At 60.1% G+C, this 24,072-nt stretch carries 20 protein-coding genes and 2 tRNA genes; 3 read left to right on the forward strand and 19 right to left on the reverse strand.

Going from position 1 to position 24,072, the window contains the following annotated elements; all coding sequences use genetic code 11:
- Positions 1 to 346: 346 nt before the first annotated feature.
- The 14 genes from V6B08_RS21295 to V6B08_RS21360 form a co-directional block, all read right to left on the reverse strand.
- A complete protein-coding gene (locus V6B08_RS21295; RefSeq protein ID WP_341984762.1) occupies positions 347 to 724 on the reverse strand; it encodes a hypothetical protein in 378 nt (125 codons plus the stop codon).
- A 243-nt stretch (positions 725 to 967) separates the two neighbouring features.
- The gene (locus V6B08_RS21300; RefSeq protein WP_341984763.1) at positions 968 to 1,585 is read right to left on the reverse strand and encodes a flavin reductase family protein; all 618 of its coding nucleotides are present in this window, start codon (positions 1,583 to 1,585) and stop codon (positions 968 to 970) included.
- A 9-nt stretch (positions 1,586 to 1,594) separates the two neighbouring features.
- On the reverse strand, positions 1,595 to 2,407 hold the full coding sequence (locus V6B08_RS21305; protein WP_341984765.1) for an IclR family transcriptional regulator: 813 nt from the start codon (positions 2,405 to 2,407) through the stop codon (positions 1,595 to 1,597).
- A complete protein-coding gene (locus tag V6B08_RS21310) occupies positions 2,404 to 3,201 on the reverse strand; it encodes an ABC transporter permease (RefSeq protein WP_341984766.1) in 798 nt (265 codons plus the stop codon). Before V6B08_RS21310 ends, V6B08_RS21305 begins: the two co-directional genes overlap by 4 nt.
- Before the next feature lie 12 nt (positions 3,202 to 3,213).
- Positions 3,214 to 3,993 carry an ABC transporter ATP-binding protein gene (locus V6B08_RS21315; RefSeq protein ID WP_341984767.1) on the reverse strand — a complete coding sequence of 260 codons (780 nt, stop codon included), beginning with the start codon at positions 3,991 to 3,993 and terminating at the stop codon, positions 3,214 to 3,216.
- A gap of 31 nt (positions 3,994 to 4,024) precedes the next feature.
- The gene (locus V6B08_RS21320; RefSeq protein WP_341984768.1) at positions 4,025 to 5,128 is read right to left on the reverse strand and encodes an ABC transporter substrate-binding protein; all 1,104 of its coding nucleotides are present in this window, start codon (positions 5,126 to 5,128) and stop codon (positions 4,025 to 4,027) included.
- Between the two features lie 92 nt (positions 5,129 to 5,220).
- A complete protein-coding gene (locus V6B08_RS21325; protein ID WP_341984770.1) occupies positions 5,221 to 8,595 on the reverse strand; it encodes a molybdopterin cofactor-binding domain-containing protein in 3,375 nt (1,124 codons plus the stop codon).
- Positions 8,595 to 9,098: a (2Fe-2S)-binding protein gene (locus V6B08_RS21330; protein ID WP_341984771.1), complete on the reverse strand. Its 504-nt coding sequence runs from the start codon at positions 9,096 to 9,098 to the stop codon at positions 8,595 to 8,597. The genes V6B08_RS21325 and V6B08_RS21330 overlap by 1 nt, the downstream gene beginning before the upstream one ends.
- A complete protein-coding gene (locus tag V6B08_RS21335; protein ID WP_341984772.1) occupies positions 9,091 to 11,361 on the reverse strand; it encodes a xanthine dehydrogenase family protein molybdopterin-binding subunit in 2,271 nt (756 codons plus the stop codon). Before V6B08_RS21335 ends, V6B08_RS21330 begins: the two co-directional genes overlap by 8 nt.
- A 3-nt stretch (positions 11,362 to 11,364) precedes the next feature.
- Positions 11,365 to 11,829 carry a (2Fe-2S)-binding protein gene (locus V6B08_RS21340; protein ID WP_341984773.1) on the reverse strand — a complete coding sequence of 155 codons (465 nt, stop codon included), beginning with the start codon at positions 11,827 to 11,829 and terminating at the stop codon, positions 11,365 to 11,367.
- Between the two features lies 1 nt (position 11,830).
- A complete protein-coding gene (locus tag V6B08_RS21345) occupies positions 11,831 to 12,715 on the reverse strand; it encodes an FAD binding domain-containing protein (protein ID WP_341984774.1) in 885 nt (294 codons plus the stop codon).
- A complete protein-coding gene (locus tag V6B08_RS21350) occupies positions 12,712 to 13,743 on the reverse strand; it encodes an LLM class flavin-dependent oxidoreductase (RefSeq protein WP_341984775.1) in 1,032 nt (343 codons plus the stop codon). Before V6B08_RS21350 ends, V6B08_RS21345 begins: the two co-directional genes overlap by 4 nt.
- Complete coding sequence (locus tag V6B08_RS21355) at positions 13,740 to 14,873, reverse strand: S-methyl thiohydantoin desulfurase family protein (RefSeq protein ID WP_341984776.1); 1,134 nt, start codon at positions 14,871 to 14,873, stop codon at positions 13,740 to 13,742. Before V6B08_RS21355 ends, V6B08_RS21350 begins: the two co-directional genes overlap by 4 nt.
- Positions 14,874 to 15,496: 623 nt before the next feature.
- Positions 15,497 to 15,573: transfer RNA gene (locus V6B08_RS21360), tRNA-Arg, on the reverse strand.
- Between the two features lie 396 nt (positions 15,574 to 15,969).
- On the opposite strand from V6B08_RS21360, the gene V6B08_RS21365 reads away from it, so the two are divergent.
- Positions 15,970 to 17,208, forward strand: a complete 1,239-nt coding sequence (locus V6B08_RS21365) for a hypothetical protein (protein WP_341984777.1) — start codon at positions 15,970 to 15,972, stop codon at positions 17,206 to 17,208.
- Between the two features lie 88 nt (positions 17,209 to 17,296).
- Here the strand turns inward: V6B08_RS21365 and V6B08_RS21370 are convergent, their stop codons facing one another.
- The gene (locus V6B08_RS21370) at positions 17,297 to 18,019 is read right to left on the reverse strand and encodes a formylglycine-generating enzyme family protein (protein WP_341984778.1); all 723 of its coding nucleotides are present in this window, start codon (positions 18,017 to 18,019) and stop codon (positions 17,297 to 17,299) included.
- Positions 18,020 to 18,091: 72 nt separating this feature from the next.
- A tRNA-Val gene (locus tag V6B08_RS21375) sits at positions 18,092 to 18,166 on the reverse strand.
- 122 nt (positions 18,167 to 18,288) lie between these two features.
- Here V6B08_RS21375 and V6B08_RS21380 point away from each other — a divergent pair.
- Positions 18,289 to 18,735 (forward strand): PAS domain-containing protein, encoded by a 447-nt coding sequence (locus tag V6B08_RS21380; RefSeq protein ID WP_341984779.1) that lies wholly within the window; start codon positions 18,289 to 18,291, stop codon positions 18,733 to 18,735.
- A 141-nt stretch (positions 18,736 to 18,876) separates the two neighbouring features.
- Here V6B08_RS21380 and V6B08_RS21385 read toward each other — a convergent pair whose 3' ends face one another.
- Entirely contained in the window at positions 18,877 to 19,149 is a 273-nt protein-coding gene (locus V6B08_RS21385) for an HU family DNA-binding protein (RefSeq protein ID WP_341984781.1), read from the reverse strand.
- Between the two features lie 43 nt (positions 19,150 to 19,192).
- Complete coding sequence (gene lon / locus V6B08_RS21390; protein WP_341984782.1) at positions 19,193 to 21,604, reverse strand: endopeptidase La; 2,412 nt, start codon at positions 21,602 to 21,604, stop codon at positions 19,193 to 19,195.
- Positions 21,605 to 21,730: 126 nt separating this feature from the next.
- Here lon and V6B08_RS21395 point away from each other — a divergent pair, with 126 nt between their 5' ends.
- Positions 21,731 to 22,036, forward strand: a complete 306-nt coding sequence (locus V6B08_RS21395; RefSeq protein ID WP_341984783.1) for an antibiotic biosynthesis monooxygenase family protein — start codon at positions 21,731 to 21,733, stop codon at positions 22,034 to 22,036.
- 563 nt (positions 22,037 to 22,599) lie between these two features.
- Here V6B08_RS21395 and clpX read toward each other — a convergent pair.
- A complete protein-coding gene (clpX, locus tag V6B08_RS21400; RefSeq protein ID WP_341984784.1) occupies positions 22,600 to 23,862 on the reverse strand; it encodes an ATP-dependent Clp protease ATP-binding subunit ClpX in 1,263 nt (420 codons plus the stop codon).
- Positions 23,863 to 24,072 lie beyond the last annotated feature (210 nt).

Consider the following 24,072-nt stretch of genomic DNA (forward strand, 5'->3'; position numbering starts at 1 on the left):
TATGCCGCAACACCATTACCAAAACATCAATTCACTACCACAAATTGCTCACCCATTGCACGCCAAATTTTCCTGCAATTTCTGTGAATTGCGTCAAATTCTGGCATTTGTGAAAGGGGGTTCACGGAGCATATTCGTTCTCGCTTTTGGACCCCAGACTTCCCTGCATGGTTGCAATCGTCCTGCGAGTAATTGCAATTTCCAGCGAGGCTGACCTTGGTGGCGAATGCAACCAGCACCACCCATCTACCTGGAATCCAGAGGAAACCTCCACACCCTCCCGGCGGGTGCGAAGCCGGAACTGGCGCCATCAAACAGTTGTAGGTATCGCCGGGGAAAGCGCCCTCTACAGGCGAATATCCCCGCCCCGCCCCTGAAACCAGCCACGATGGATTTGTTTCAGTATCTTTTTTCGCAAAGCGCTCAGGCAAGTTTCGGGCGGCACCCTGGCTGGCTTGCCCAAAAACATCGGCTCGACGAGTCGCCCGGTGCGGATATCGATTGGCAAGCGGTGGTACAGGTAGCCAGGTTCCGGCTCAGACATCAGGTGACCCCGGCCTTTGCGGATACCGACCAAATAGCCCTCGTCGGCCTCAACCTCGCCGGATAGCTCATAAGACGGCAGCTTGCTGGCAATCAGCTGGCGCAGGCGCATGAAAAACGGAGCGCCGTGTTCGGTTACCCCCAACCAGGTCAGTTGCAGCCCGAGCTGCCGTCCCAGCAATGAAATACTCCAGCAGACGGACTTGCTGACGCGAACTCAGGCGGCTCCGGCGGGAATACCGGGAATACATCGCCGCTCTCCAGACCTCAAAGAGCGCCTTAGCAACCTCAGCCCCAGCGAAATATCAGGGATTGCCCCCTCTCCAAACGGGGAAAAGGTATGAATAGGCTCGCTCAGCGAGCTGACGCATCGCGTCCCGCTTGAATTCGTCTCTAAAATTGGTTTCGCCGATCTCGACGAGGCTCAGCCCGGCCCTGTGCGAACATCGCCCACGTGACGCATGGAATGTATCTCGCCCAGCACGGCGTAGTTCGGTCCGCCAATCCGACACACTGGCCGGAGGAGCGCCGTATCGATCTTGTTGGACTCGCACAGACCATCTCGGATGTGGAAAACCACCACCTCGCCGACGATGAATTCCGCGCCGGTTTCACCGAACTCGATGCTGCGCACGAACTTGCATTCCAGACTGATTGGCGTTTCTGCCAGATATGGCGTCTTGATTTTCTGGCTTGGCTTGACGCTGAAGCCCAGCAGATCGACCTCGCTGACATCGGGCGGATAGTCGATTGCGCTCTTATGAATGGCCTCGATCATTGTTTCGTCGCCGATGTTGACCACGAAATCCTTGTTGGCCTCGATATTGAGCGATGTGTCCTTGCGTCGACCGCTGCGCAGGCCGACGTTGATTCCCACCATCGGCGGCTTCGACGAAACAAAGGTGAAGCAGCTGAAGGGGGCCAGATTTACAATGCCTCCAGGCCCCAGGGTGGAAACCCAGGCGATGGGACGGGGCACCACGATTCCAGTCAGAAGCTTGTAGAGCTCCTGAGGCTCGATGCCGTCAGGTATGATCTCCATATTCCCCCCTCAATGCGGAACCGGCCTGGCCGCGCCTTCCTTCTCAACGGGCACGAATGCCGAGCCTGGATAGGCGCCGAGCTTCGTCGAAATGAGCGCAGCGGTCCTTTCGACGAGTTCTGCCAGACGCTTGTGTGAGTCAGCGTGGGCTTTTCCCTTCCCGACGGCAGCACTGATAGCGGCAATCACTTCGCCTGGCGCATTCCGGATGGGCGCGCCGACGGCAAGAATGCCGACAAGGTTTTCTTCATCGGAAATCGCATATCCCCGCTCGCGAATCTTCTTGATATCGGCGAGGAGTTTTGCCGGCTCGGTAATGCTGTATGGCGTCAGGCGGGCAAGCACCATCTTCTGCATCACCTTTTCCAGCACCTCGTCCTGGAGAGCTGCAAGAAGAACCTTGCCTGCGCTTGTGGTGTGCAGATGACCCGTCGCCCCCGTATTGATGCGGAAGACAGAGGGCTGCGAACCCTGGATACTGCACAGATACAGGAGGGCGGTATCGCTTCGAACGCCGAGGTAGACATTCAAATGTTCTTCCTCGGCAAGTCGATGCAGTTCGTCGTAGGCCACACTGTAGAGCGGGTTGCTCTGCGTGTAGCGCTGACCGACCTGAAAGGCACGTGCTCCGACCCGATAGCGCCGCGTAACCGGGTTCTGTTCAAGGAAGCCCTGTTCGGCCAGCGTGTTGATAAGTCGCGACACAATGCTCTTGTCGAGATCCATAAGGCGTGACAATTCGCGAACCCCGATTTCGGGTCCGTTGTTGCTGACGACATCGAGGATGTGCAGCCCGCGCGATAAGGACTGGTTGGTTGTCATGCACTTTCCACTGGAGGTTGCAATGCTCGGCCCGACTGCCGATTCCCGTCCCAGTATATAACCCGACTCTGTACCGCGCGAATAACGATGTGCCCAATGATGCCAATCATCGACAGCGTGAATACGCTGGTGAACATGGTTCCAACGTCAAAATTCATCGACGATGCCTGGATCAGATACCCAAGGCCCTGTTTGGCCGCGACGAACTCGCCGACAACGGCGCCGATCAGGCCCAGCACGATGGCAATCTGCAGGCCGGCGAAAATGGAATGTGCGGCGCCGGGCAGCTTCACATCCCAATAAACCAGCCAGCGCGGGGCCGAGAACGCCTTGTAGAGATCGAGCAGATCGGAATTGGTCGCACGCAGACCAGACAGCGTGTTTACGAAGACCGGGAAAAAGCAGATCAACGCAACGAGGATAACCTTGGAAGTCAGCCCGAAGCCGAACCACACGAGCAGGATTGGCGCCAGAGCTACCTTGGGCATCGACTGGAAGCCGATGACATAGGGAACGACGATCTGTTCGACAATTTCGAATTCGGCAACCAGGGAAGCAAGCAGGAAAGCAACCAGGCATCCGCAGGCATACCCCACCATCATCTCGGTCACGGTAATGCCGATATGCGGGAAGATCAGTCCGGTTGAGTACAGCTTGATTGCGGACTGCAGTACCGCGTATGGGCCGGGTAGCAGGTAGGCAGGCACGCCGAAAAGTACGGTGCCGTAATGCCAGAACAGCAAGAAGACGACGAGTGACAGAGCGGAGATGAGGCGACCCTTGAGCTTCTTCATTTTCATACCGCCTTACAGATTTCTCTTCCCGGCCCCGAACATCTCGCGAAGCTTGTTCGCGACTTCGGAGAATCGGGGGCTGGCCATGGTGTCGAGAGTTCGCGGACGCTCCAGGTTGACATCCAGCTCCAGCACCTTGGTACCCGGACGCCCCGACAGAACAACGACCTTGTCGGCTAAATAGACGGCTTCTTGGATTGAATGGGTGATGAAGACCACGGTCTTCCTGGTCTCCATCCAGATCGATTGCAGCTCATCGGTCATGCGCTCACGGGTCAGTGCGTCGAGAGCTGCAAACGGCTCGTCCATCAGCAGGACGGCCGGGTCGTGAATGAGACCACGAGCGATACCGGCACGCTGCTGCATGCCTCCGGACAATTCGTGGGGAAGATGGCCACCAAAATTTCCAAGGCCGACCAGATTCAACAGACGATCGGCTTCGACCTCATACTGGGCCTTCGGCAGACGCTGGGCGCGGATGGGCACCAGCACGTTTTCGCGGACTGTCTTCCAGGGCAGCAGCGTTGGCTGCTGGAAGACAATACCGACGTCCTTGCGTGGACCGGTGATCTTCTGGCCCGAAACCGTCACTTCGCCTTCAGCAATACCCAGCAGACCACTCACCACCTTGAGAAGGGTGGATTTGCCGCATCCTGAAGGCCCCAGGACCGCGACGAATTCACCTTTCCTCACCTGCAAATCGAGCTTGGAGAGCGCAGTAAGTGGGCCCCGCGTTGTCTCGTAAACAACGGACATATTCTGGATGTTTAAGACAACGTCGGGGCTTTGCATGACTACCTGGTCTCACATCTAGATGCTGGACTTACTTGTAGGCCTTGGCCTTGCTAATGACCGCCGCGCGGTCAAATTTATTGTACTCGGGAACAAACTCGTTCGTGTAGAGCGTGTTGAGCGGGATATTGGCGTCCTTCTCGATCAAACCACCAACCTTCAGAGCATTTATGAGGAGCTTCCAATCCTCTTCCGTGAAGGCACCCATGTTGGTCTCGTTCCGACCGGCGAGAAGGTTGGCCATGCGAGGCTTCATTACCTCGACCTCCTTCTTCATGTTGTCGGCATCCGAGCCACTAGTCGGCTTCAGTTCGGGATACTGACGCCAGAACGACAAGATGCAGCCTTCCAGATTGGCGTTGCAGGCAATTGCCGCCTTCGACATCGCCCGGCCGAAGCGGATGACAAGGCCTGGGTTCTTTTTCAGCAGCTCCTCGGTAACCGGGAAGCCATGGCTAGAAAGATTCTGGTATTCCTTCGGGAACGGGATGCGGCGGATCTTGGTGCCCGTCAGCTCAAGCGATACATGGGCGGTGTCCCACAGGTTCAGGCCATCGATGGACTTGCGGCGCAGCGCCTCGAAAGCCGGGACGCCCGAACCAGCGGCAATCTTTTGCACCGTGTTCCAGTTCACACCTTCACTCTGCGCCATCGCCTGGGTCATCGCGATATTGCCCGAGGTCAGCGACACGAAGCCGATCGTCTTGCCGCCGAAATCGCCCATCGTCTTGATCGGGCTATCTTCCAGCACCGCCATCTCCCAGATGGAGCGCGGCAGGAAATTATAGACGAAGCGCAGCGGGAAGTTGGGCTTCCCCTCCTGGCGTGAGATCGGCAACGGCTCCAGGCTCGCATAGGCCGAATGAATCGTGCCTGCCAGCAATTGGGGAATGATGACGCCCGATCCGGTCAGGACGATGATTTCGGCGTCGAGATTCTCCTCATCGAAGAAACCCAGAGCCTTGGCGAAGGTGAAATTGGCGGTGCCGGTATTCAGGGCCGACGGCCAGGCAAAGACAAATTTGTCTTTTGCGACAGCAGGTTGTGTGGCAAGTGCCGGAACCAGAACCGCAGCACCGATCAGGGCGCTCCGAAGCATATTAAAGCAGCGCGATACGCGTGGTGAAACTTGCATAAACCCCTCCTTGTCTCTTTATTTGCAATAATGTCTATAATATCGAGACGCACGTAGCGTCAAGCAAATTGCATGATTTGGCAATGTCCGCGTCACAAAAGCTCAATTGCTTTCGCGATAGCGCGTCGTGCGACATTGATGGTCAGTTCCGCCTTGTAGGCGTTGTCCTTCATCGGCAGAGCGCCGAATACCACTGACTTCGCCGCCTCGTCGATCAGGTCCTGAGATAGCGGATCAGACAGAAGGATATTCTCAGCGACCGGGATGCGGATTGGCTTCGGCGCCACGCCGCCCAGCGAGATGGCGACATAGTCGAGGCGGGCACGGGTTCCCGCTACATCAACCGCAGCCGAGGCTTCCGCGAAGTCACCAGCCCAGCGGGCGAATTTCTCGAAGTGGAAAGCGCTTCTGCGGGACGGCACGGGAATATTGATTTCCGTGATGATTTCATCCGGGTCCAGGACAGTCTCACCAGCCCAGACATACAGCTCGCCAACCGGAAGTTTTCGCGTTCGACGCGGACCGACCACAACCAGATCGGCTTTCAGCGCGGTCATGATTGGCGCGAGATCCGAAACACACGGCGCGGCACAGCGCCCAGTTCCCATGATGGAATGGTGCCTGTTCTCGCCCAGCACGGCGTAACACGGGCATGCCGGCCCGGAAAAACGGTAGCAAGGCGTCGCCGACCTGAAGAACCAGCAACGCTTTTCCTGGCACAGATCGCCAGCCACGGTGGCGCGGTTGCGAACGATAGGCGTCGCAATCTGCAGAATGGCATTCTTCAATGTCGGAAAATGAGTGTTGATAAGCTCGTCCTCAGCCAGAGCTGTCAAGGTGACGCCAGCGCCGACCCGAATGAAGCCTTCATCAAGTCGCATCTTCCGCATCGATGCGATATGGCCGACCGAAACCAACTGCCTGGGCGAGTAGATGCCCTGCTTTATGCCGGGGATCAGATCCGTGCCACCCGCGATGAGCTGGCTCTTGAGACCAGGAGTCGCAAGCGTATGAACCGCAGTCGCTATAGACTCGGCCTGGACAATTCTTTTCGGCGTGCTGGCATCGCGCGAGGCCCCGATGGCCTTGCCGAGTTTTTTCATCACGGGCGCCATCGCCGGATAGGCCTTGCGTACGGTCGCGATTTCGAGATTGCGCAACCGGCTGAGCGACTTCATATCCGGCAGAGGGGCATTTTCCTTCTTGCGCAGGGCTTCCAGAACCATTTCCGGCGTGATCGGAAGCTTGTGGAATCGAACACCCGTCGCATTGGCAACCGCATTCGCGATCGCGGCCACAGTGGCGTTGATGGTCGGCTCACCGGCAGCCTTGGCGCCAAAGGGGCCCAGATTTTCTTCTGTCTCGACGAATTCGACCACGATGTCCGGCGTGTCGAGCATCCGGGGGACACGGTAGTTGAAGAGCGACCGGTTGATCGGTCGGCCGTCCTGGAACAGAACCTCCTCGCTCAGTGCCATGCCGATGCCCTGAACGATACCACCGTAGGTCTGCCCCTCCAGTGCCGTAAGATTGATGACCTTGCCGACGTCCTGGACAGAAGCAATCTTGAGGACTTTGACCCGACCGGTCTCCGGATCGACTTCGACCTCGGCCGTCTGGGCTGCAAACGCATACGAGGCGGCGTAATTACCAAAGCCGGTCTTTGCATCCGGCCGTGCCAGGTCGATTTCGTAGAAGCCCTCAACCTTCAGCGTGCCATATCGTTGAGCTGCCTGCCCAAAAGTCATGAAGTCCGGGGCATCCGGCCGCTTGAACCGACCGTCTGCATAGTCAATGGCATCAACCGGAACCGACCAATCGATGGCCAGATTCTCCTTCACCGCAGCCACCAGTTTCCTGCCGGCATCGAGGACCGCATTGCCGGTGACAAAGGTCACGCGGGAGGCGGCGCTGCCCAGGTCGTCAGGGCTCTCTTCCGTATCCATGTGCAGGACGTCGATCCGGCTCATCGGGATGCCGAGGGAGTCCGACAGGAGCTGGGCAAGCAGGGTATTCTGGCCGGTACCGGTGTCGGCAGTTTGCGTGCCGATACGGAAGGTTCCGTCGGGATACGCAACCAGAGCAATCCTGGAGAAATTGCCTTCGGCATAGAGAACGCTGCCGCTGGCATGAATCATCGAAGCAACCCCGACGCCGCGATACTTGGGCAGCTTGCCGTACTTCTCCTTCCAGCCAATCAGCTCGGCCGAACGCTTCAGACACTCGTCCAGGCCGCAGGAGGTGATTTTCCAGCCCAGGATGGTTTCATCGCCCGGCTGATTGGCAATGCTCCGCCGATACTCCACAGGGTCCAGGCCGAGTTTCTCGGCGACTTCATCGACTTGGCTCTCGATCGCCCAGATGATGCCAGGTGCGCCCATACCCCGATACGAACCACCCGGAACCTTGTTGGTGTAAACCAGGTTGGCCTCGATTGCCGCCGCCTTGACCCGATAGAGATTGGTGATGCGGTGGCGCATTGCCGAGATGTAGACTGGCCCCATATGGGTATAGGCGCCGTTGTCGACATGGGCATCCAGCGTCCGGCAAAGGATGTTGCCGTGTTTGTCCACGGCAGTACGCAGGTTCATATACTTGGCATGGTCGGTCTTGCCCGCGAGGTATTCCTCATCACGGCTCAGCACCACTTTGACCGGGCGGCAAGTTTGGATCGACAGGAGTGCCGCAATGGCAATCTGTTCCGGCGATTGCGACTTTCCGCCGAAGCCGCCACCAACCGCAACAGACCGGACGACGACCTTCTCGCGCTCGAACGGCAGGACACGCGCCAGTTCCTTACGGACAAAGAAAGGGGCCTGTGTGCCCGCCCAGATTTCCAACTTTTCTTCGCTCTTGTCGTAGGACGCGACCGCTGCATTGGTCTCCATGCAGACCGGCCAAACGATACCGTGTTCGAAATGCCCCTCGACGATCAGGGCAGCTTTGCCGAACTCTTCCTCGACATTGCCGAACATTGCCGAGATTTTCTGGGCCACATTCCTGGGCAACCCATCCCGGAGCGGATGTATTTCATCGGCGTTGGAGCTGATCGCCTCAAAAACATCCAGGGCCGGCTTCCAGACCTCGTAGTCAACCTTGATGGCTCGGACCGCCTCGCGAGCAATCTCCAGGGTATCGGCGGCCACTGCCGCCACCTCCTCGCCATAAAACCGTACGCGGCCGAGAGCCATCGGGCGACGATCCGAGTAGCCGGCGCCGTAGTTGACGTATTGTGCGTCTGCAAAATCCGAAGCCGTGATGACGGCATGGACGCCAGGCATGGCCTTGGCGGCCGAGATATCGATGCTGCATATCTTCGCCGATGCATGCGGGCTGCGCAGAATAGCGCCATGCAGCATATTGGGAAGCGAGATATCGTGAGTGTATTTGGAGCGACCGAAAATCTTGTTCCGGCCTTCGATCTGAGGGATGCGCCGACCGACGGTCTTTTCAAATACCTCAGACATCAGCCGCACGCCTTCCGGACGGCTTCGATGATCTGGACGTAGCCGGTACACCGACAGATATTGCCCTGCAATGCCATCTTGATATCTTGATCGGACGGGCAGCTATTTCGCTGCAAGAGAGCAGCAGCCGACATCATCATGCCCGAGGTGCAGAAGCCACACTGGAAGGCGCCGTTTTCCAGAAAAGCCTGCTGCAGCGCCGTCGCCTCGCCATCTGGCGAAAGACCCTCGATGGTCGTTACGCTCCGGCCATCAATAGTGGCGGCAAGTGTCACGCAAGCGGGGACGGCGACGCCGTCGAGATGGACCGTGCAGGCACCGCATTCAGCGCTGCCGCACCCGATCTTCGTACCGGTCAGTTGCAGCCGCTCCCTCAAAACCTCGGCCAAGGACGCGAATGCCTGCACCTCGACCACTATATCCTTGCCGTTCAGATTGAACTGAACGAGGACGGTGTCGCCGGCTACCGCGCTTGCATTCGATATGGCCGCAGCTTCAGTCATGCAACAAAATCTTTTCTGCTGTAATAGGCAGGCTCATGATGCGCTTGCCCGTCGCACTGAAGACGGCGTTTGCTATCGCCGCTGGAGGTTGGATGGTCGGAGGTTCTCCCACTCCCTTCGCTCCATATGGGGTGGAGGTGGCAGGGTGCGTCACGAGGATAACCTCGATTGGCGGAACATCCATGGAAGTGGGCATCTTATAGTCTGTCATGTTTGCATTCATGACATGGCCGTCGACTATGACGAGTTCCTCGAATATCGCTTGGCCAATCCCCTGAACCGCACCACCTTCCAGTTGGCCTTCGAGGTTTGACGGATTGATCGCATAGCCAACGTCCTGTGCAACAACGTAGCGATTAATAGTAATCGCGCCCGACATCTCATCGACGCTGACATCTGCAGCATGAACATGGAAACTCGCCGCCGGCCATGCTGGCGAGTAGTGCTTGCTCACGCGTGCCGGATCATGTGCAACTGCGTCGGCGATATAGTTCGCCTCTGCGGTCAGCCCTCCCCCACCCATATTCGCCGTGGCGGCCAGCTCGGCATAAGTGATTTTCTTTCCATTCGCCGAAAAGCCTTTGCCGCCGAGTTCGAGATCGACCTCAGCTACGCCAAGGGCCTTGGCGGCCATCGGACGCAACTTCTTCATCAGGTTTTCCCCCGCCATGCGTGCGGCGTTGGCGACCGTAACCATGGTGCGGCTGCCTTGAGAACCGAAATCATATGGAGTGGTCTGGGAGTCCGCGCTGACGACCGTGATGTCCGAAACATCGACGCCCAGGTCTTCGGCGAGAATCTGAGCCACACCAGTCAGAGCGCCGGTGCCTAGTTCAACCACCCCGACCATCAGGGTGAAGACTCCACCGGATGACAGCTTCAGGTAAGCCCCCGATGAGCCACGGGAGGTCATCCATGCCGCGCAGGCCAGGCCCTTGCCACGATTCTTCTCCGGGTTCCGCTTATCCCAGCCGATGGCTTCAGCCGCCTTGAGCAGGCATTCTTCCAGACCTACCTGGGTCATCACCTGGCCGGTCGGACTCAGATCGCCTTCATGAATGATGTTGCGCAGACGAATCTCCAACGGGTCGATACCCAGATCGTGCGCGATGATGTCCATCTGGGATTCAGACGCGAAGTTTGACATCGGACCGGACGGGGCGCGTACTGAGCCGGTCGGATGGTTGTTAGTGTATATCGAGCGCCCTTCGATAAGAAGGTTGGGCAGCTTGTATGGACCAGCCAGTAGCGTGACACCTGTCGAGGCAATCAGCGGGCCGGAACCTGAAGCGGCACCGGTATCGACCAGAAGTCTGCCTTGTTTGGCGATAATGCGGCCTTCCTTGTCGACACCGGTCTTCAACCAGATATGAGCTGGCTGCCGGAACAGTGCCGCAGACAGCTCCTCATGCGAAGTCGACATCACGCGCACAGGCCGCCTCGCCGCATGAGCCAGAGCCAGCGCGAAATGCTCCATGCCAATGCGCAGCTTGCCGCCAAAACCGCCCCCAATCGCCGGGACGATAACGCGGACTTTTCCGGGCGAGATACCGAAGATTTCGGCAAGACTGCTCTGGGTATCGAACAGTAGCTGGGCATTGGACCAGACGGTGGCATCACCGTCGGGCGTCCATTGTCCCACAGCCACGCGCGGCTCGGTATAGCCGGCATGCACCGGGGCGGTACGGAAGGTGTGCTCGTAGACGCGGTAACTGTCCTTGAAGCCTTGCTCAACATCACCGGCCTTGATGACTGTTACGCTCGATTGATTGCCGTCGGGGGTCGCAAGCGGATGACCCTTCAGGTTCTTCAGATCAGGATGAACCAGCGGCGCACCTTCTTTGATCGCCTCCGTCAGTTCAAAGACAGCCGGGAGCGGCTGATATTCTATCTCAATCAGACCAAGCGCCGCCTCCGCGATAGCTTCCGTATCCGCAGCAACAGCCGCAATAGCCTGGCCGACATACTTCACCTCGCCATCGGCGAAAACTTCAAAATCCTTGATGAAATTGCCATAGAAATTGAGCTTCATGGTCTTCGCGGACACAATGGCTCGCACCCCCGCAAGGGCCAGAGCCTTCGAAGTATCCAGACGAATAATTCTGGCATGGGCCTGGGTACTGCGGAATACGCGGCCATGGAGCATTCCAGGCAGAGTGAAGTCAGCAGCGTAAATCGTGGCTCCCTGAACCTTTGAAGACGCGTCAATGCGCTTGTGGCGGCTGCCTATCAGACGGTTATTGCTCAGAAGACCTGCGCTCATGGTTTACTGTCTCGCCTGTGCTGCGGCCTGCACGGCCTCGACGATCTTGTTGTAACCGGTGCAGCGACAGAGCGTGCCGCACAGTCCTTCGCGGATTTCCTCGGCGCTTGGATTCGGCAATTCATTTAGAAGACCGGCCGCCGTCATCACCATGCCGGGAATACAGTAGCCACATTGCACGGCATCACAGCTTACGAATGCCTCTTGAATCGGATGCATCTTGCCGCCGACCGCCATGCCCTCGATAGTCGTGATTTTCCGGCCTTCGCACTGGGCGGCAATCAGGATGCATGAGTTCACCGATCTTCCATCGAGGAGGACGGTACAGACGCCGCATTCAGCCTCGAGACAATTCTGCTTGGTTCCGGTGAGAAAAAGCTTGTCGCGCAGGACTTCCAGAAGCGTCGCACTATCCTCGATTTCGAGGTCGTGAATTTTGTTATTGATATCGAATTTGACCTTGAGCATTTCAGCCTCTCAGCGCATTGGATATGTCGGTCAGCGCTCGGTTGACACTGCCCTCAATGACCTTGCGGCGGTATTGATCAGAGGCACGGACGTCTGTGCGCGGCGTGCAATCCTCACAAGCGGCGATCTTGGCCGCCTCCGCGATGATTGCGGCGGTGAGGTGCTGCTCCCTGAGGGCGACTTCCGCCTTAACGGCACGCAGTGGCTTTGGACCCACGGCACCGAGCGCGATACGCGTCGATAGAACCTTTCCGTCGGCATCGGCATTCACCAGCACCGCGACGGAGGCAACGGCGATTTCCATCGCTTTGCGACGCCCGATCTTGATGAAATCAGTCGCATAGCGGTTACCGCCATCCGTGAAGACACCGGGCTTCGGGATTGCGATACCCTGGATGATCTCATCTTCCCTAAGTATCGTTTTGCCCGGAGCCAGGAAGAAGTCATCAATGCTAATGGACCGAGTGCCGCCATTGCCCGTGACCATGACACTGGCGCCAAGGCCCAGTAGAGCAATGGCGACATCGGCTGCCGGGGAGGCATTCGCGATGTTGCCGCCGATAGTGCCGACGTTGCGGACCTGATGGCCGCCTACGACACGGGCTGCCTTGCACAGTGCCGGAAAATCAGCCTGCAGGCCCGCATGGCTTTCGATATCCTTGTGGGTGCAAAGGGCCCCGATCTGATAGCCGGTCGAATGCTTCTCGATTTGCTTCAGCCCGGTCATGCCTGATAGGTCGATAAGCTCTGGGCAGACCCGGATGCCGCGGCGCAACTGCACCACAAGGTCCGTGCCGCCAGCGATATACCGGCAATGCCCAGCATACCGTGCCGCCAGGGCAATGGCCTGGGACATGCTTGCCGGCCGATGGAGCGTGAACTTCATTTCAGGGCCTCGCTGGCGGCGGGCCAGACTTCGGTCGCGAACTTCTCCAATGTGGATGCGACGTCGTATCCCTTGGCAGGCAGCACAGAGACGATCACACCATTCATACCCACGGCGAACAGGCCCTTGAGCTGTGCCGTGACTTCAGCCGGGGTGCCGCAGAGCGAAATGGCGCGAACCATATCCTGAGTCACGTCCTGCTTGATGATCTCGTATGGCGCGGCCCCAGCTTTGTAAGGGACGTCGGCGACTTTCGCCTTGACCGCATCGCTGAGTTCCAAGCCTTGCCGGGCCAGGGTCTCGAAGTGGGTACGTCCAGAAGCCAGCGTCCGAGCGGCACGCAGGCGCAGCGCATCGAAGGCATCAGAACTGACTTCGCTTAAGGACAGATTCAGACGGACGATGCACTTCACCGATTTCGGATCGCGGCCCTTCTTGGCGGCCGCCTTGTCGATACGTGCGCGCATGCTGGCGGCTTCTTCAGCATTGCCGCAGCCTTCCATGATGCAGGCATCGGCGTACGAAGCGGCCATGTCCTGACCAAGCGGGCCATTGCTCGCGACCCAAATCGGGAGATCCTTGCGGGTCGGCTTGAATCCCAGCTTACCTGCATTGAACTGGACAACTTCACCCTTGTAGGTAACCTCTTCGCCAGTAGAGAACTGGCGGATAAATTCGATTGCTTCCCGGATCGCGCGGGCGGGTTTGGCGCGCGGGACGCCCATTTCAGTGAACCCCGAAACACCGGCGCCCAGGCCCAGGATGGCACGGCCATGGGAAATGTCATCGAGCGTGTGAATGGCCATGGCGGTGAGAGCCGCATGGCGGGAATACGGATCGGTGACGCACGGACCGATATTGATTTTCTCAGTCTTTGTGGCGATCAGGGTGAGCAGCGAATAGACCTCGCGATAGAAACGCTCGTCGGCAATCCAGACATCGGTGAAGCCGAGCTTCTCTGCTTTGACCGCCAAATCAGAGAGAGTGTGCGGGTCGCTGAGACCTGCCATCAGAAGGCCGAGCGTCACTGTCTTTCCTCCACTGGGACATAATCGATGTCGAAGCCGTAATGCCGGGGGCCATGTGCTGCGACGATCTCGGGAACCCGAAGCTGCTTTGGCGCAGGCGTTGCGATGATGGAAACATCCATGCCTTCCTGGATGTTCGTGTTGGTGTCCGACTCGCCGGTTCGGCTATCATGAATGGTGATGAGGTCGGGGGACGTGGCTTTCACTTCGCCATCGATCCAGAGAATGTGATTCTCGTTTTTCAGCCAGATGCGGGCTTTGCTACCGTTCGGCGCCTCGATGTAGAGGTCGCCATACATGTAACCGTCGCGTGATTCCCAGACTTTCTTGACGATACGGCCAGAATGCAAAATGTAGCCGTTGAGATATTCGGCAATGCGCTTCACCGGATCCTCACCTGCCTGGCGCGCCGCGGAAATGGTGCGGCCGAGGTTCAAGGCACGTGTCAGATTGCCGCCGATGGCATGCTTCTTCAGCGTCCTGCCATCGACAACGAAGGCCGCACGGGCACATTGCGCTTTCATATCGGCCGCCTTCGTGACCGTACTGATGGCCTTGCCCAGGCGTTCGCCCAGCACGCTCGAATTGCAGCCGGTAACGGTCAGCGACATGCCCCAGGGATCGGCATAGGAGGCCGGGGCGAACGGAACGCCAGCGAGCGCGATCAGGTTTTGCGACATCTCTGGAATGGCCTTGCCGGCGCAATCGCAGTCGACCATGTCGATGCCAGCCGCCATGGCCGCAGCCAGCGGCGTGGTGGAGTTGCCAGCGCCCAGCTCGATGGGATAGACGCCTGTGACCGTCTTGCCGAGATGGGCTTCCAGCGTACGGAGGGCCAACACCATCGGCGGGGTCGTCAGTTGCTTGGTGGGGTAGCCGTTGGATACCAGCTGCTCCTCGGTCATCGGTGGGACCGGCGCAATCGAGCCGATACCTGACAGCGAGCAGAAGAGCTCATCGTCGCCAACCGTATCCAGGTCACGCCAGCGAGGGACCACCCCCTTCTCGATCAGGGGCATCAGGGCGTCTCGGCCGGCATCGATACGACCACCGCCGCCGGTGCCGTAAATAGTCAGTCCACTGATGAAATCTTCAACATCCCGGGGGCTGGTAAGTTGTCCGTTGGGCATAGCCTGTCTCTCAAATAGGGACAATGTCTTATATGTAGAGACATTAATCGCGCCAAATTCGAAGAGTCAAGCTGAATGAACGTTAGGTTCCCCTATAACGATGCCCTGCTCCAAAAAAACCAGATCGCTCTTAGCCTGGCCCCCACACTCCATCCTTTGCGCCGCGCAAAACAAGCGCACGCAGCCCGCGCCACCGCTCAAGCCTCGCGCGATCTTTTTGGCAGCGGACATCCCATCCGCCAATAAGCGGGCCGCACCCGTATCGGCCGCTATCGGCAATTCATCCCGTCAGCCGCAGCGAACCTGATCAAGTCTGGCTGGCGCAAACGCGCCGTCAGTCCATCACTGCCCCGCCCAAGAGCGGGGAATTTATGGAACAACTCCCGCTCAAAGAATGAGGCCGCCCGGGGCATCAAGTCATACTTGCAGCAGGGTTTGCGAGGTGGTCGGCGGAGCCGTCAAGGCGTCTTAAGAACGACGCGAAAAGAGGGTGAGCACGCGCCCCGTTTTCGAAAAATTTTTCGGATCGGTCTCGGGATTTTGCGAAAAATCCCAGACAGGCCCCGAGGCCGCCCCGCCACCTCGGCTGAAGGCAGTCAAATAATTGATCAAAAAAGGGAAAATGGCGCGCTCGAAGAGATTCGAACTCCTGACCCCCAGATTCGTAGTCTGGTGCTCTATCCAGCTGAGCTACGAGCGCGTGACGCGGTGTGCCGCGACGGGGCCGGACCCTACTCAAACTCGCCCCCCGATGCAAGCCTCTCGCGGAGAGCTTTCCAGAGGCCCGCAAGTCTCGGATTTTCAAGGAAGAAGGTGCTTGCCTGGGCGATGCGCCTTTCGTTAGTATGCGGGCCAGTCCGTCTCCAGCCTGCAAGCTGGTGGCGAAATGGGGGTTGCCTCAGGATTGAATCGCGGTGGGAGCGCCATTGTCATGGCGGTGCCGCCGCATTACCGGTCCTGAGCAAGCTGTAACGCAAAAACGACTATGAACGTGAGACGGCGCGGCATGTCACATCCTGTTGTTCTCGAGGCCCCTGTTGTTCTCGCAACCGAGATTGGGCGGGCGCCAGCGAAGCCGGTTGCGGCACAGCGTGGCTTGCGCTTGGTTTCCGCCCTCGCTCTGGTCTCGCTGCTTTCCGCCTGCTCCTATGTCACCGATGAATTGTGGCCCTCGCTGACCGGCGAGGAACCGACCGGCCGTCCGCTGGCGACGCAGCAGATCGCGCCTGCCGCAGTTGAGGCCAATCCGCAGCCGACCTTGAGCATGCCGCAGCAGCAGGTGGCGCAGCTTCCTCCCGCCCCCGCCCCGGGTGGCCCGGTGATGGGCAGCACCGGCTATCAGCCGATTGGCGTCACGCCCGGCCAGCCGACCGGCACTTTTGTCGGCCAGAAGGTGCAGCAGATGCGCGCCGAACTGCAGCAACTGCAGCAGGCCGTATCGCAGCGCAGCCAGCAGGTGCAGGCGGTGCGCGGCTCGGCCACCACGAATTCGCAGCGCTACCATGGCACCGTGGCGGCGATTAACACCCGCCTGCAGATGGGCACCACACCGGGCAACCCGATCCTGGTGAACCAGTGGAATCAGGCCCAGGCCGATCTCGACCGCATGGCCACCGATGTGGCGGCGATGAATAGCTTGAGCAATGAAGTCGCCGCCGATTCCGCGATGGCGACCTACCTGCTGCAGGCCACCAAGTCGACCTACTCGATTTCCGGCGCCATCGACGAGGATCACCGCCAGCTTGCCGTGCTTGAGGATGAGACCTCGAAGACCGTGGTGCAGATCGACCGCCTGCTCGGTGAACTCTCCGAGGATGTGGCGCGCCAGACCGCCTATGTCGGCACCGAGCGCGGCAACCTCACCACCGTCGCCACCGCGATCAAGAGCGGCGAGGCCCTCGGCCCGTCGCTCGGCACCCGCGCCTTCGCCGCCGCCACCATGGCCGGTGGTCAGCCGCTTGGCTTCGCCTCGCCTGGCGGCGCGATAAGCGGTGCTGTCACCACCGGTGCGCTGCCGGTGGTTGGCACCGATGGCCGCACGCCGCTGGTGGTGATCCGCTTCGACCGTGCCGATGTGCCCTACCAGCAGGCGCTGTACAACGCCGTGACCAAGGCGCTGGAGCGTCGGCCGCAGGCGCAGTTCGATGTCGTCGCTGTCGCCGCCGGCCAGGGCAATGTCGCCCAGGTGGCGAGCAACCAGAACCAGGCCCGCCGCAATGCTGACCGCGTGGTGCGCAGCCTCGCCGATATGGGCCTGCCGGCCAGCCGCGTGACGGTTTCCGCCGCCGGCAACCCGCAGAGCGCCGCCAACGAGGTTCACGTCCTCGTCCGCTAAACTCCGCGCTTCGGCACTGAAAAAAGAAAAAGCCCGCCATTGGCGGGCTTTTTTTTATGCTCGATCATCGAGGCTCAATCGCCCCTGCTCAATCATAGGCGCAGCGGAAACCGATATAGACGGCATAGAATGACGCCGGCTTCCATTGCATCGCCTCGGCGCGGGTCTGCTCGGCGCCATACCACCAGGAGCCACCGGCCGTGAGGGCTTCCCCGCCCTGCCCGTCATTGCCAACGCCGCGGCGATCCGCGAGCCATTCCCAGGCATTGCCGCCCATGTCGTAAAGACCGTTCACGCCGCGCTTCGATTGCGCCACCGGCCAATGCCGCTGCCGCCCATTGTTCATGCCCTCAGGCGTATCGCCAACGGGATAGACATAGGTGCGGCCAAGTACGAAGCCATCGCCCGGCTCGTCGCGGCTTTCGGTATAGGCGGCCTGTTTCCATTCCGCCGCTGTCGGCAGGCGGCCGCCCTTCGCGTGGCAAAAAGCATCAGCCTCGGCCCAGGTGACATGCACGGCCGGTTCGTTCTCGCCCGCCACCGCACCGAAAGGCTGTGCCCAGGTCCAGCCCGGCCGCCGTGTCCAGCCGCCGGCATATTCGAAGCCGCCGCCCTCAGCTTCGGCCATGCTGCGGCGCTGGCGCGCTGCCATGTAGGCGCGGAAGGCGGCAACCGTGACTTCGGTACGGTCGATGCTGAAACTGCCGATGCGCTGGCGCCCGAACTCGACGGCTTGCTCTGCCCCCTGCGCAGCAGCCGGCAGCATCAACACCGCGATCACGCCCATGACGATGATTTTATGCCGTCGCATCCAAGTCCCCAGCCGCTGTAATCCAGCATGCATGACCGGGAATGGTGGCGAAAAAATGGTAGGCTGCAAGTCTGGTGGGCGGTGAGAGGGTCGAACTCCCGACATCCTCGGTGTAAACGAGGCGCTCTACCACTGAGCTAACCGCCCGCGCTGCAGACGGCCGCTTATAGCAGGCGGCGCCATTGCTGCAAAGGTGCTGGGGCTGCAAAGGTGCCGGGGGCAGCAAAGGTGCTGGCGCGTTGGGGCGAATTCGTCCAAGCTGCGGCCCGATGACCGCACGTGATCTGAGCCTGCTGCCGCCTGACCTGAAAGCCTTCCTGGATCTTTGGGAGAGCAAGCGCCGGGGCCGTGCCATGCCTCAGCGCAGCGACTTCACGGTGGAGGAGTTCACGCCTTGGCTTGGCCGCCTGCATCTGGTGCGGGTGGAAGGCGAGAATGGCGAGGATGGCCGCTATATCGTCTTTGCCACCAGTTCAGCCGAGCGCTATGGCCGCGAGATGACCGGCAAGCTGATGAGCCAGTTCGAACCCGCCGAGATGGCGGAACGAGCCATGGAGGATCATCGCCGCATCCTCAATGCCCGCGGCCCGGTTCATAGCGAGATCAACGACACCTTCGGCCCGATCCTGATGCATTGGAGCCGCCTGGCGGTGCCCTTGAGCGACGACGGGCAGCGGATCGACCGCTACCTGGTGGCGTTGCATTATCATCTCTGAGAATTCCGCCGCCTGGCGCAGCCCGGCACCGGCCTAAAAGCCCCGGGCCCGCGAAACAGCTTTGTCATGCCATCAACGGCAACGGGCAGCGCCATGATGGCACTGCCCGTTGTGTTTCCCGTCGATGAAAGCTGGTGCGGCTTAGCCGACCGCTTCCTTGAGGCTCTTGCCGGCGCGGAACTTGGCCTGACGCGTTGGCGGCAGGTCGATCCTCTCGCCGGTGCGCGGGTTGCGGCCCGGGCTTGCCCGCCGGGTGCCGACGAAGAAGCTGCCGAAGCCGACGATGCGCACCTCTTCACCACGCTTGAGCGATTCCGTGATCAGGTCGAACACGGACTCAACAGCCCGTTCCGCCTGCTCCTTGCTCAAGCCGGTCGCCTCGCGCACTTGCACCATCAGATCCTGCTTATTCACGCCGCCTCCGTTTCCCGTCTAGTTCAGGCCGAAGCCGTTGAGTTCAGTGCTTGATCACGCCGTGCTCGCCTTCGGCCTCCGGCTCCACCGGGGGCCGCTTGTCGAGGTCCTCCGTGTCGGACCATTCGATGGCGGTCAACGGCTGGGTGAGCGCTTCGCGCAACACTTCCTCGCAAGTCGACACCGGCAGGATCTCCAGCCCCTTCTTCACATTGTCGGGGATTTCGACCAGGTCCTTCTCGTTTTCCTTCGGGATCAGCACCTTCTTGATACCGCCGCGATGCGCGGCCAGCAGCTTTTCCTTCAGGCCGCCGATCGGCAGCACGCGGCCGCGCAGCGTCACCTCGCCGGTCATCGCCACGTCCTTGCGCACCGGAATGCCGGTGAGCACCGAAACGATGGAGGTGACCATGGCGACGCCGGCAGACGGGCCGTCCTTCGGCGTGGCGCCTTCCGGCACGTGGATGTGGATGTCGCGGCGGTCGAAGACCGGCGGCTTGACGCCGAAGGCGATGGCCCGGCTGCGCACATAGGAGCGCGCTGCCTGCACCGATTCCTGCATCACTTCGCCGAGCTTGCCGGTGATGGTCATGCGGCCCTTGCCGGGCAGCATCACCGCTTCGATGGTCAGCAGCTCACCGCCCACTTCAGTCCAGGCCAGACCGGTGGTGGTGCCCACCAGATCTTCCAGCTCGGCCTCGCCGTAGCGGAACTTGCGCACGCCGGCATACTTCTCGAGATTCTCCGGCGTCACCTTCACGCTCTTGGCTTCGGTGGAGAGAATCTCCTTCACCGCCTTGCGCGTCAGGTTGGCGATCTCGCGCTCCAGCGAGCGCACCCCGGATTCCCGCGTGTAGTAGCGCACCAGGTCGCGCAGGCCGTCATCCGAGATCGACCACTCGCCCTTCTTCAGGCCGGCTGCCTTGATCTGCTTCTCGATCAGATGCTTCTTCGAGATTTCGATCTTCTCATCCTCGGTGTAGCCGGGGATGCGGATGATCTCCATGCGGTCCAGCAGCGGCTGCGGCATGCGCAGGCTGTTGGCGGTGCAGATGAACATCACGTCCGAGAGATCGTAATCGACTTCCAGGTAATGGTCGTTGAAGCTGTTGTTCTGCTCGGGGTCGAGCACTTCCAGCAGCGCCGAGGACGGATCGCCGCGGAAGTCCTGGCCCATCTTGTCGATCTCGTCGAGCAGGAAGAGCGGATTGGTGCTCTTGGCCTTCTTCATCGACTGCACGATCTTGCCGGGCATCGAGCCGATATAGGTGCGGCGGTGGCCGCGGATCTCGGCCTCGTCGCGCACGCCGCCGAGCGACATGCGCACGAAGTTGCGGCCCGTGGCGCGCGCAATCGACTTGCCAAGCGAGGTCTTGCCGACGCCGGGCGGGCCGACGAGGCAGAGGATCGGGCCCTTCAGTTTCGACGAACGCTGCTGCACCGCCAGGTATTCAAGGATGCGCTCCTTGACCTTCTCCAGGCCATAGTGATCGTCGTTCAGCACGCTCTCGGCGTTCTTCACGTCCTTCTTCACCTTGGTCCGCTTCTGCCACGGGATGGTCAGCATCCAGTCGAGGTAGTTGCGGATCACGGTGGCTTCGGCCGACATCGGGCTCATCGAGCGCAGCTTCTTCAATTCGGCCTGCGCCTTCTCGCGCGCCTCCTTGGTCAGCTTGGTCTGCTTGATGCGGGTTTCGAGTTCGGCCAGCTCGTCGCGGCCATCCTCGCCCTCGCCCAGCTCCTTCTGAATCGCCTTGAGCTGTTCGTTGAGGTAATACTCGCGCTGCGTCTTCTCCATCTGGCGCTTCACGCGCGAGCGGATCTTCTTCTCCACCTGCAGCACGCCGATCTCGCCTTCCATCAGGCCATAGACGCGCTCCAGCCGTTCGATCACGGCAGCGGTTTCCAGCAGCTCCTGCTTCTCGGCGATCTTCACCGTGAGATGCGAGGCGACGGTATCGGCCAGCTTGGAGGAATCCTCGATCTGGTTCAGCGAGACCAGCACTTCCGGCGGGATCTTCCGGTTCAGCTTCACATACTGCTCGAACTGGTTGATCACCGAGCGCACCAGCGCCTCGACCTCGCGCTGCTCGCCCGGCACATCGGGCAGCGGCTCGGCATAAACCTGGAAGAAATCCGGGTTCTCGGCGTATTTCACGATCTTGGCGCGCTGGCCGCCCTCGACCAGCACCTTCACGGTGCCGTCCGGCAGGCGCAGCAATTGCAGCACGGAGGCAATGGTGCCGACGGTGTGGATGTCTTCCGGCTGCGGGTTGTCCTGGCCCGCATTCTTCTGTGCCACCAGCAGGATCTGCTTATCGTCCTTCATCACATCTTCAAGCGCCTTCACCGACTTCTCGCGACCGACAAAAAGCGGCACGATCATGTGCGGGAAAACCACGATGTCGCGGAGCGGCAGAACCGGATAAAGCTGGGCACGGGGGGAAGTGGGCATGCGAAATCTTTTTGCTACTGGGCCGCTGGGGAAATCCCTGCGGCAACCGTTAGTGGGTAAGATGGGAGCTTGCCGTGGTTCCGTCAAGCCATGGTCCCCACACCCCACTTCACCGGACCGTTACTGATGATTCTCGAATCGGCGTTGCTCCACATACGGAGCGGAATGGAATCGGATTTCGAAAAGGCGATGGCAGAGGCCGCGCAGTTCATCCGGCAAGTTCCTGGATTCAAAGGGCTGGAAGTGCGGCGCGGGATCGAACGCCCCGGCACTTACCTGCTGCTGGTGCGCTGGGCCAGCCTGGAAGCGCATACCGTCGGTTTCCGCCAGTCACCACACTACCGCGAGTGGCGCGCCCGATTGCACGGCTATTACGAACCATTCCCCTTGGTGGAACACTGGGCCGAACCGGTGGTGGAGGCAGAGGCGTGAGCCACGGAGATGATGGGAGGAAAATCCTGAAGGGTTGCGCGGCATCGTTGCTAAATCCCTGAAAAGATTGCGCCGCGCGGCTTATTTTTCCTTATTCCTCCTTATTCCTCCTTATTTTTCCTTATCTCGGCTTATTTCTTCTTATTCCACCTTATTCGCGCTTAAGCGTTTGGATCGAATGGGGGAAATTCAGGAACATTATACCGTGAGACCGGCCCAGCGTCAAAACCAAATGGGATTCATTGTACGCGCGCGCGAGTGACGGCCCCTGAACAACATCGTCATGCGCGGGCTTGACCCGGGCATCTCGTGCCGCCTGGCCTGAGATGCGCGGATCAAGTCCGCGCATGACGATAATAAAGTACGCTGGCCACTCCCTCTCCTATCATCCCCGCGAAAGCGGGGATCCCATTGTTTTCAATCCGAAATGGAACCCTCGCTTTCGCGAGGGTGACGAAGAGAAACAGGGAGTGACGGAACACAGAGAGCGTGGGCCTCAAAAACGAAATGCCCGGCTTGTGGCCGGGCATCGCGTGAAGTCTTGGTCAGGGAGAGCCGGGCGTTTAGGCGCCGACATCCTCGCGCTTGCGGTCGGCGTAGATCAGCAGCGGCTTGGCGCGGCCTTCCACGACTTCCGGCGAGATCACCACTTCCTCGACGCCTTCCATGTTCGGCAGGTCGAACATGGTATCGAGCAGGATGCCTTCCATGATCGAGCGCAGGCCGCGGGCGCCGGTCTTGCGCGCAATGGCCTTGCGCGCGACGCCGGCCACGGCCTCGTCGGTGAAGGTGAGGCGCACGTCTTCCATGTCGAACAGGCGCTGATACTGCTTCACCAGCGCGTTCTTCGGCTTGGACAGGATATCAACCAGCGCGCTCTCGTCGAGATCGTGCAGGGTGGCGATTACCGGCAGACGGCCGATGAATTCCGGGATCAGGCCGAACTTGAGCAGGTCATCCGGCTCCACTTCGGCCAGGATGTCGCCGGAGCGGCGCTCGTCCGGGCCGCGCACTTCGGCGCCGAAGCCCATCGAGGTGCCCTTGCCGCGCGCCGAGATGATCTTCTCCAGGCCGGCGAAGGCGCCGCCGCAGATGAACAGGATATTGGTGGTATCGACCTGCAGGAATTCCTGCTGCGGATGCTTGCGGCCGCCCTGCGGCGGCACGGAAGCAACCGTGCCTTCCATGATCTTCAGCAATGCCTGCTGCACGCCCTCGCCCGACACGTCGCGGGTGATCGAGGGGTTGTCGGACTTGCGGCTGATCTTGTCGACTTCGTCGATATAGACGATGCCGCGCTGGGCGCGCTCGACATTATAGTCGGCGGACTGCAGCAGCTTGAGGATGATGTTCTCCACGTCCTCGCCGACATAGCCGGCCTCGGTCAGCGTGGTGGCATCCGCCATGGTGAAGGGCACTTCCAGGATGCGGGCCAGGGTCTGCGCCAGCAGGGTCTTGCCGCAGCCGGTGGGGCCGACGAGCAGGATGTTCGACTTGGCGAGTTCGACATCGTTGCCCTTGGCGCCGTGGCCGATGCGCTTGTAGTGGTTATGCACCGCCACAGCCAGCACCTTCTTGGCCAACGGCTGGCCAATCACGTAATCGTCCAGAACCTTGCAGATTTCCAGCGGCGTCGGCACGCCGTCACGGGTCTTCACCAGCGCGGACTTGTGCTCCTCGCGGATGATATCCATGCAGAGTTCGACGCATTCATCGCAGATAAAAACGGTGGGACCGGCGATGAGCTTGCGCACCTCGTGCTGGCTCTTGCCGCAGAAAGAACAGTAGAGAGTGTTCTTGGAATCGCCGCCGCTGAGCTTGGTCATGCCTACTCCGTCTTCTGGCCGACACCGGACGAACCGGGCCCCGCCCTGCCCGCCGGGAAACACCGACGGGGCTTCATCGAATCACCATAATAAGGAAGCACTTCGCGTCACACAACGCCCGGCTCCGCTGCCGCGCGCCCTACACCAGCCACGATACTAGTCACGGTGGGGTTAGACAGGAATTAACGCGGACCGGCGGAATGGCAATCG

Origin of the sequence: Ferrovibrio sp. MS7 (genome assembly GCF_038404985.1) — a bacterium.
Taxonomy (GTDB): Bacteria; Pseudomonadota; Alphaproteobacteria; order Ferrovibrionales; family Ferrovibrionaceae; genus Ferrovibrio; species Ferrovibrio plantarum.